This window comes from Marisediminitalea sp., from assembly GCF_984433645.1.
Genome location: NZ_CFIDRX010000174.1, coordinates 1 through 7,327 on the forward strand (window position 1 = coordinate 1; position 7,327 = coordinate 7,327).

At 50.7% G+C, this 7,327-nt stretch carries 7 protein-coding genes; 4 read left to right on the forward strand and 3 right to left on the reverse strand.

Annotated features, from left to right (window positions below):
• On the reverse strand, positions 1-574 hold a 574-nt coding region (locus AC4MRN_RS17125), incomplete at its 3' end, for a glycoside hydrolase family 88 protein (protein ID WP_491203961.1).
• A 16-nt stretch (positions 575-590) separates the two neighbouring features.
• On the reverse strand, positions 591-1,952 hold the full coding sequence (locus AC4MRN_RS17130) for a BNR repeat-containing protein (RefSeq protein ID WP_491203962.1): 1,362 nt from the start codon (positions 1,950-1,952) through the stop codon (positions 591-593).
• A gap of 236 nt (positions 1,953-2,188) precedes the next feature.
• Here AC4MRN_RS17130 and AC4MRN_RS17135 point away from each other — a divergent pair, with 236 nt between their 5' ends.
• On the forward strand, positions 2,189-2,425 hold the full coding sequence (locus AC4MRN_RS17135) for a hypothetical protein (protein WP_490402396.1): 237 nt from the start codon (positions 2,189-2,191) through the stop codon (positions 2,423-2,425).
• Positions 2,426-2,435: 10 nt separating this feature from the next.
• On the opposite strand, the gene AC4MRN_RS17140 is transcribed toward AC4MRN_RS17135, so the two are convergent.
• Positions 2,436-3,602: a hypothetical protein gene (locus AC4MRN_RS17140; RefSeq protein WP_491203963.1), complete on the reverse strand. Its 1,167-nt coding sequence runs from the start codon at positions 3,600-3,602 to the stop codon at positions 2,436-2,438.
• 169 nt (positions 3,603-3,771) lie between these two features.
• Here AC4MRN_RS17140 and AC4MRN_RS17145 point away from each other — a divergent pair, with 169 nt between their 5' ends.
• The 3 genes from AC4MRN_RS17145 to AC4MRN_RS17155 all read left to right on the forward strand — a co-directional run.
• The gene (locus tag AC4MRN_RS17145; protein WP_491203964.1) at positions 3,772-5,127 is read left to right on the forward strand and encodes a TolC family protein; all 1,356 of its coding nucleotides are present in this window, start codon (positions 3,772-3,774) and stop codon (positions 5,125-5,127) included.
• The gene (locus AC4MRN_RS17150) at positions 5,124-6,377 is read left to right on the forward strand and encodes an efflux RND transporter periplasmic adaptor subunit (protein WP_491203965.1); all 1,254 of its coding nucleotides are present in this window, start codon (positions 5,124-5,126) and stop codon (positions 6,375-6,377) included. Before AC4MRN_RS17145 ends, AC4MRN_RS17150 begins: the two co-directional genes overlap by 4 nt.
• Positions 6,374-7,327: efflux RND transporter permease subunit (locus AC4MRN_RS17155; RefSeq protein ID WP_491203966.1), on the forward strand; the 954-nt coding region annotated here is incomplete at its 3' end. The genes AC4MRN_RS17150 and AC4MRN_RS17155, both read left to right, overlap by 4 nt.

The window sequence follows — 7,327 nt, forward strand, 5'->3', positions numbered from 1 at the left end:
TGGCAACATATTCCGCAAACATGTAATCACGGTATTGTTTATTTCCCGTGATATTAGCGAGTTTCGCCCACAATGGCGGAGCCATAAATAATGCATCACACCAGGTCCAGCGCTCGGTGTACTTGTAGTTGTTTAGTCGCATAGGTTGCTGACTGGGGTTTTCCAGAATATGCGTAGTGCGTTTCAGGGTTTTTTCGAGCATATGGGGCGACTGAAACTTGTTGTACAGGGCAAGGTAAAGCTGGCCGATAGCCTGGTCGTCTGCATGGTATTCCGCTTTGGCTAAATCCCATTTGTTTTCATCGGCAACGCCCAGTAAAAAATCATAGTAGCGCTTGTCTGGCGCAATATCCGCCCAACGTTCCATACCAATGTACATGGCGGCGTAAGGCCATCCATTGATAGGGTTATCCCATTCATGTTTGCGCCCGTAATCATCCCGGAAATGAGTGATTTGCCAGTCGGCCATGTTCGTTAGCGTGGTTTGTAAGGTCGATTTATCAGGCAATGCGGCTTGAGTAAACAAAGCAGACATTCCCAATGTGAACAGGAGTGGGCGAAGCAGTTTAGGCATAGTGATTTCCTTATAATTATTGCAAGCTGGCTTGCCAGCTCAGCACGCCAATGTGACTGGGCGCAACTTGCGCGCTTTCGGCATCGTTGCCGTCTCGTTGCTCGACGCGTTGGAGTAGTAGATCAGCCCTACCATGCTGTATCCACTGCGTTGGGTCAATACTGGGCTCCCAGGCACCGACATTTTGTGGGTGCAGGACATGCGATTCCCAGTTTGCATCAATAATGTTGTGCATAGTCAGGCCCATCACCTGTCCGCGCTGAAAGTCATCCCGGTAAATTAAATGCAGCGACGTCACACCATTGTGCTGACGAGGTAGCAGGATGGTTCGGGAGATGGGTGGCCGCTTGGTGCCGTGGCCACTGAGTTCGAAATTCTCTGCCGCTTTGGGCGCTTTAATAATCTGCCAGGTGTTTGGTTGGGGAAGAGGATACACCACCTGATAACGAGGAATATCAGTGGGAGAATCAGCCCAATAGCTGGCAATAAAAGGGCGGCTGCTATTGTCGCCCATTACAACAGGTGGATTCATTAACTTGTGATTTTGCGGGATGGGAATAACCACATCGGACTCGGATTCGGTAATGGGCAGTGCATAAGGAGTGCCGTCGTATTGTTGCCAGGTGTCACCCTGATCAAAAGAACGGGCATAGGCGAGATCGTGATTACTGGCTACGTCCGGGGTTTCCCGCCAAATCCAGGCCAGATGAACTACGCCATTAATATCGACCGACATGTCCCAGTATGCGCTGCGCTTACCTTCACCATCCAGCACTGAGCTGTGCAGGCGTTGCCATTGTTGGGAGCGAAGGTCATAACGGTTGAGTACCAGGTTCCCACGGCCAGAGCCTCCATCGCGGTAGGCAAACAGCAGATCACCTGAGGGCAACGCATAAAATTGCGGGTAGGTGACACTGTTCTCTCCTGCTTCGTTTGCCGCCTGTGGTTCGCCTAACATTGGCTTTCGCTCTAATGTCAACGCGCCTGGTGTAACAGAGCGCGCATAATGCAGCGGAGAGTTATGGTGATCCCAGGCGATATGAAGATACCCGTCGGCATCGACAACCAGACTAATGTGATTATGAGCATCATCAACGTTGCCGGTATAAGGCGTTACTTGCGTCTGCCAGGTTTTGGAACCAGTTGGGCGTTTGGCAAGCACCAGGTGCCGATTCGCATTGTAGTAGGCGGCATATTGGAACTGGCCATGGGTAAAGAGGGTCTGTTTGACGCCTGCTAATACATTCACTGAACTGCCTGCGAACGCGTCATCGGCGATAATTGAGTAGCGACTATCCGCATCGGCAGACAACGGGTAACCACCGCCGCCACAGCTCATCAGCGAAAACAAACTCATTAACAGGAAAATCGTGCGCATAGTCCGGGCTCATTTATAATTTGTATGACGAATTAACATACCTGAAAGAAAAAGGTAATGCCTTTTTTTGTTTTCTACTTGTCGTTCTTTAATTGAAACGAATGCTTTGCTATCGGTTTTTGAATTGTCTGGGCCGGTGGCGGTGAAAGCAGATCTTAGGGCCAGCTGTTTGATGCCAGTTAGTTAGGTAGATTGGTGCAGACCAACCCAGGACATGCTACTTCCAGGGAAAACCTATGTTCCGAGATATCAAATCTATCGCAGCCTACGTGTGCTATTTAATTATGCTGGTGGTAACGTCAGTGGCACTATTAAAGCTGCAGAAAAGCCTGTTTACTTTGTCAGACAGCGAGGAGATGGCGCTGACATTGTGTACGCTGCTAGTTGTCACCTATGTGTTTACAACGATAGCAAGAAAATGTGGTCTGTTTCGCAGCCAGCAGGCAGGTGCTGACAACGAAAAAGACGGTTAATCAGGCAATATCATTCAGGGCAACTCATGGCGGTAAACCTCTGACCTTGGGTAAGAGTATTTCGTCCGCCTCTGGAACCGGGATGTTGAGGATCCATTAGATTGATAGGGTATGCCCGGTCTTTTGCTTGCTTGTCGGTTTGGACATAAACATCGTACCAACACTGGCAATGCGCCATGGATTTCTTATTCGCCAGACACGTAGAGAAGAAGACGCTTTCGGGTAGTTTTTCATCGAGAGCTTCGGTCATTCCAAACAAAAAGGGCAATGTGATGTTTGCGTCACAGGCTTGGGCTTTCGCCCAGTTGGTGCCATTCCCTTCAACGACTTTTAGTAAAATTTGTGAGAGTTCGAAATTTTTGAATAGTTTGTCGTGTTGTACTTTAAGTACTGCTTGCGCAGTATTGAGTGCATCACCGCCAATGGACTTGCAGGCGGCAATCAGATAGTTACTCGCCTGGATGACCTGATAAACCTCCTGAGGCGTGTATGTTCTGCGTTTCCCTTCGGATATATCCTCAACCAACTGGCTGGGCAGGCTATCATTCAATTGAGAAAGCGTGCGCCAATCTTCAATTTGAAGCGCTCTGGCCATTGGTTTACAAGCTTTATGTTTGGACTCCTGCTTACAAGCTACGGCTAGCCCTCTTAAACGAGCAAACTTAGGTCCTCCAGGACACGTATTTTCATCTTTACAGATGTCATCGCAGCTACCCCCTAATATGGCTGAGGTATAGCAAACCTTGTCCTTTTGAGCCATCGATTTTATCAATAGGGCATCTAACTGACGCCCTTGCTCCTCAATGCCCGCCTGTAAGGCTGACTTGGGCTTTAATTTGTAATTTTTCCAATATTGTTTGGCTGACATGGGCATGCCAACGCAGAATAAATTGGTGTGATCGTTGATAATGCCGGCCTGTTCAAACGGAATGGAGATTGAGATTTCATCTTCGTGCAGCACATTTCTGATTTCAGTTGGGTGTTCAGAGAAATGTTTCAGTTGTTCCGGGGTGGCGACTTCCGCCGTTCTGACCGCAACGCATTTACAGTAGCCGTCCAGATTATCTCTTCCGCCTTTGCATTTCGAATAAAGCGCGAGGGTATCTTCATGTACATCTGCTGCGCAAAATAGGGGGAATGCGAGAGTTACCACAATAAACAAAAGGAGCCTGTTCATCTGATGTCCTTATCAAGAGTAAACGAGGGAACAGCGTAACCTACTTTGTTTGTTTTTTATACGGTCAACTTCCGCTGTTTTAACGCCCGCAGGTGGGTTAAGCAGCGTTAACCCGGCATTAACCGTTGGTTTTGTATTCTGTGCCCATTGTGAATAAACAGGTATGGGTATGAGACATACACTTCTAGCCGTTTCTCTGACGTTGGTGCTTTCCGGCTGCGCCAGTCAGTACACGGGTGACTTCAGCGAAAACGCTCAGCTCAATACCGGGAAAGGTGTGAGTTGGCAGACAATGCCAGCAGAGGCCAACTCGGTTACGTCGCTAACCGAACTCGTTAGTGTGCCCGGTTTACCTGCGCTGATTGACGAGGCGTTAAGCGGCAATCCGGGCTTGCAGCAACAGCTAATTAGCTTAAAAACCGCTAAGGCGCAAAAACGCGTGACCAATGCATCGCGGTTGCCCGGTGTTAGCGCGGGCCTGAGCGGTACGCGCCAGCAAGACAGTGACGATAGCTATAACACAAGTCTCACTGTCAGCTGGGAAGCCGATATTTGGAATAAGCTGGGCAATCAGGTGTCAGCTGCACAATGGTCAGTGGCTGCCAGCGAGGCAGAGCTTACCTCGGTGACCAATACCCTGGTCGCTGAAGTGATGCGAGGTTATCTGGAAGTCGCTTATTACCAGCAGCTCATTGACAATGAGCAGGCCCGCCTGACACTGCTGAAAAACAATCAGGAGGTTATCCTCAAGCGCTATCGCACCGGATTAGGCGCACTGGAAGATCTCGACAACGCCCGTACATCGTCGGCTAGCAGCGAAGCCAATATTGCAGCGTATAAAGAAAACCTCGCGCAATCACTGCGCGCTTTGGCAGTATTACTTGGTCGTACTGATATGTCGGTGAGTGATCTGCCGGTTGCTGCCACCTTTCCGGATGTACTTTTGCCACTGACCAGTTTGCCTGAACAGGACCTGGCGAGACGCCCTGATTTAATGGCGGCCTATGCAAATATTCAGGCTCAGGAATTCAGTACCCGGGTGGCTTACAAGTCACTGTTACCTTCAATTAGTTTGAGTGCGGCCCTTTCCGATACGGGTACTTCGCCCTCGCAGGCTTTGTTTACTAATCCTGTCTGGCAATTACTTGGTCAGTTAACAGCACCGCTGTTTCAGGGCGGAGAATTACGCGCAAATATCGACATTCAGGAACTGGCTGTAGAAAACAGCTGGTGGGGATACCAGAGCACGTTGCTTACCGCAGTAAAAGAAGTACAGGACGGCATCGGGCAGGAGAAAAGCCTGGCCAGCCAGTATCAGGCCACCAGTGTCGCGCTGGCGAATGCCAAGCGCAGTAGTGACACCTACACAAAACAATACCGTCAGGGCTTAGTCGACATTTTGGATTTACTGTCGGTATACCAGCAAACCTACGACCTGCAAGCGCAGTTATTGCAGCTGCAATTTAATCAATTATCGAATCGAATCAGTTTAGGCCTGGCACTGGGTCTGGGAGTATCAGCATGACTTCAACAGCAAAACGCGTCATCGGCACCGCAGGGGCGCTGGTAGTATTGGTACTGGTTACCATTAGTGTATTTGGTCAGTCTGGTCATGCAGGCCCGCCGGGAGGTCCTCAAGGAGCCCCTTCAGCGGCAAAACCCCAAGGGCGTCCCGCTGCTGAAGCAAGTACATCAGATGCAAAGGTTCCGCCACTTGCCAGCCCTCAGAATCAGGAAGCCAGCTTACCTGCGATAGGCGTACTGGACGTAGCCGCAGGAACGTATCAGGCGAAAGTAAACGGCTATGGTGAAGTAACCGCTAAACACGTATTGTCGCTGACTGCGCAAGTGAGCGGCGAAGTCACGCGGTTATCGCCGCATTTTGAAACCGGCGCGGTTTTTCGCAAAGGCGAAGTCATGGCTTACCTGAACGACACTGCCTATCAACAAGCCGTGGCGACCGCCAGAGCCGCCGTTGAAGCTGCAACCGTCGCGCTGGAAGAGGAACGACTGCAAGGCGTCCAGGCAAAAGATAACTGGGAACGTTCAGGGTTAGATGGCGAACCTGAATCGCCCCTGGTACTCAGAGAGCCCTACTTGCATGCCGCCCAGGCCAATCTGGACGAAGCCAAAGCCCAATTGAAAACCGCAGAGCGTGAACTTGCCCTGACGCAAATCGTGGCGCCTTTTGATGCGGTTGTGGTTACTCGTGATATCCAGCCCGGTAGCTTTGTTCAATCGGGTACCAGCATTGCGCAGCTATATTCAGCCTCAGAGGCCGAGATTGCTATTCCGCTGTCGGCCAGCCAGTGGCAAAACCTGCCAACCACGGCGTCGTCGGATGATCAGTCATGGCCGGTTGTCATTGAGGATATGGATGGGCTGAATCAATGGCACGGCACGGTAAAACGTATCGAACAGCACCTGGATACCAGTTCACGACAGCGTTCGCTGATTGTTGAGGTGCAACAGCCCCTTGCCGGAGACTCACCGTTGTATTTTGGCACTTATGTCACCGCGCATGTCGCCGGAAAAACCTATGATGCACTGTGGGAAATTCCCGCCAGTGCGATCTCGCAAAAGCAGGAAGTGTGGTATCTGGACGCTGGTAACAAGCTGAATAAATTTACCCCCAATGTGAAGTTTCAGGCCGACGGCAAAGCTTACATTATGCCTCTCGCTGGCATGACCGAAGCGCGCATTGTGGCCCGCCCGCTTAACAGTTATTTGGTGGGTACCCGTGTTAGTCCGCAAAGCACCGGAGGTAACGCATGAGTACGCAACACAGAGGGATTATTGCCTGGTTTTCCAACAACAGTGTGGCAGCCAACCTGTTAATGATGGCCGTAATTGTGGCGGGCGTGCTGTCGGTTAACGAATTGCGTAAAGAAGCCTTTCCCAGCATGGAGCCCCGTTTTGTTACTGTCTCAATGACCTATGACAGTGGCGATGCGAAACAAGCGGAAGAAGGGATTGCGATTAAAATTGAAAACGCGCTGGAGTCTGTGCCGGGCATCAAGCGTATTACGTCTACTTCTTCGGCCAGCGGGAGCTCGGTGCAAGTCGAAAAACAGACCGACTACGACCTGGATACGCTGATGACCGACGTAAAAAACAAGGTCGATGCGATCTTTAACTTCCCGTCTGACGCGGAGAAAGCGGTGATCTCCAAGGGCCGTCGTCAGGAGCACGTGATATGGGTGCAGCTTTACGGCGATACCGATACCGCCACCTTACAGCAATTAGGCGAGCAGTTGGAACGAGAGCTGTTGGCCCGGGATGGCATTAGCCAGGTATCCCCCAGTTCCTACGTTGACCACATGATGTCGATTGAAATCGACGAGGCGAAACTTCAAGCCTATGGCCTGACCATTGACGATGTATCCAGTGCCATCAATGCCGAATCGGCCACTGCACTTACCACCAGTTTGCGCAACAAAGAAAAAGTCATTCGCTTAAAAGCCTCTGAACAGGCCTATTACAAAGCTGACTTTGCCAGCATTCCCTTGTTAGCGAACGCCAATGGCACTTATCTGACCGTGGGCGATGTCACCAATATCTCCGACATGTTTGCCGACGATGCCTATGCCTTATCTCGCTACAACGGCGTGAACGGCTATGGCATTCAGGTGATCATGGACGAATACGGCGATGTGCAGAACATTGTAGAGCAGGCCAATCAGCTGGTAGCCGAGTGGCACGAACGCGGTATTTTGCCCGACGGC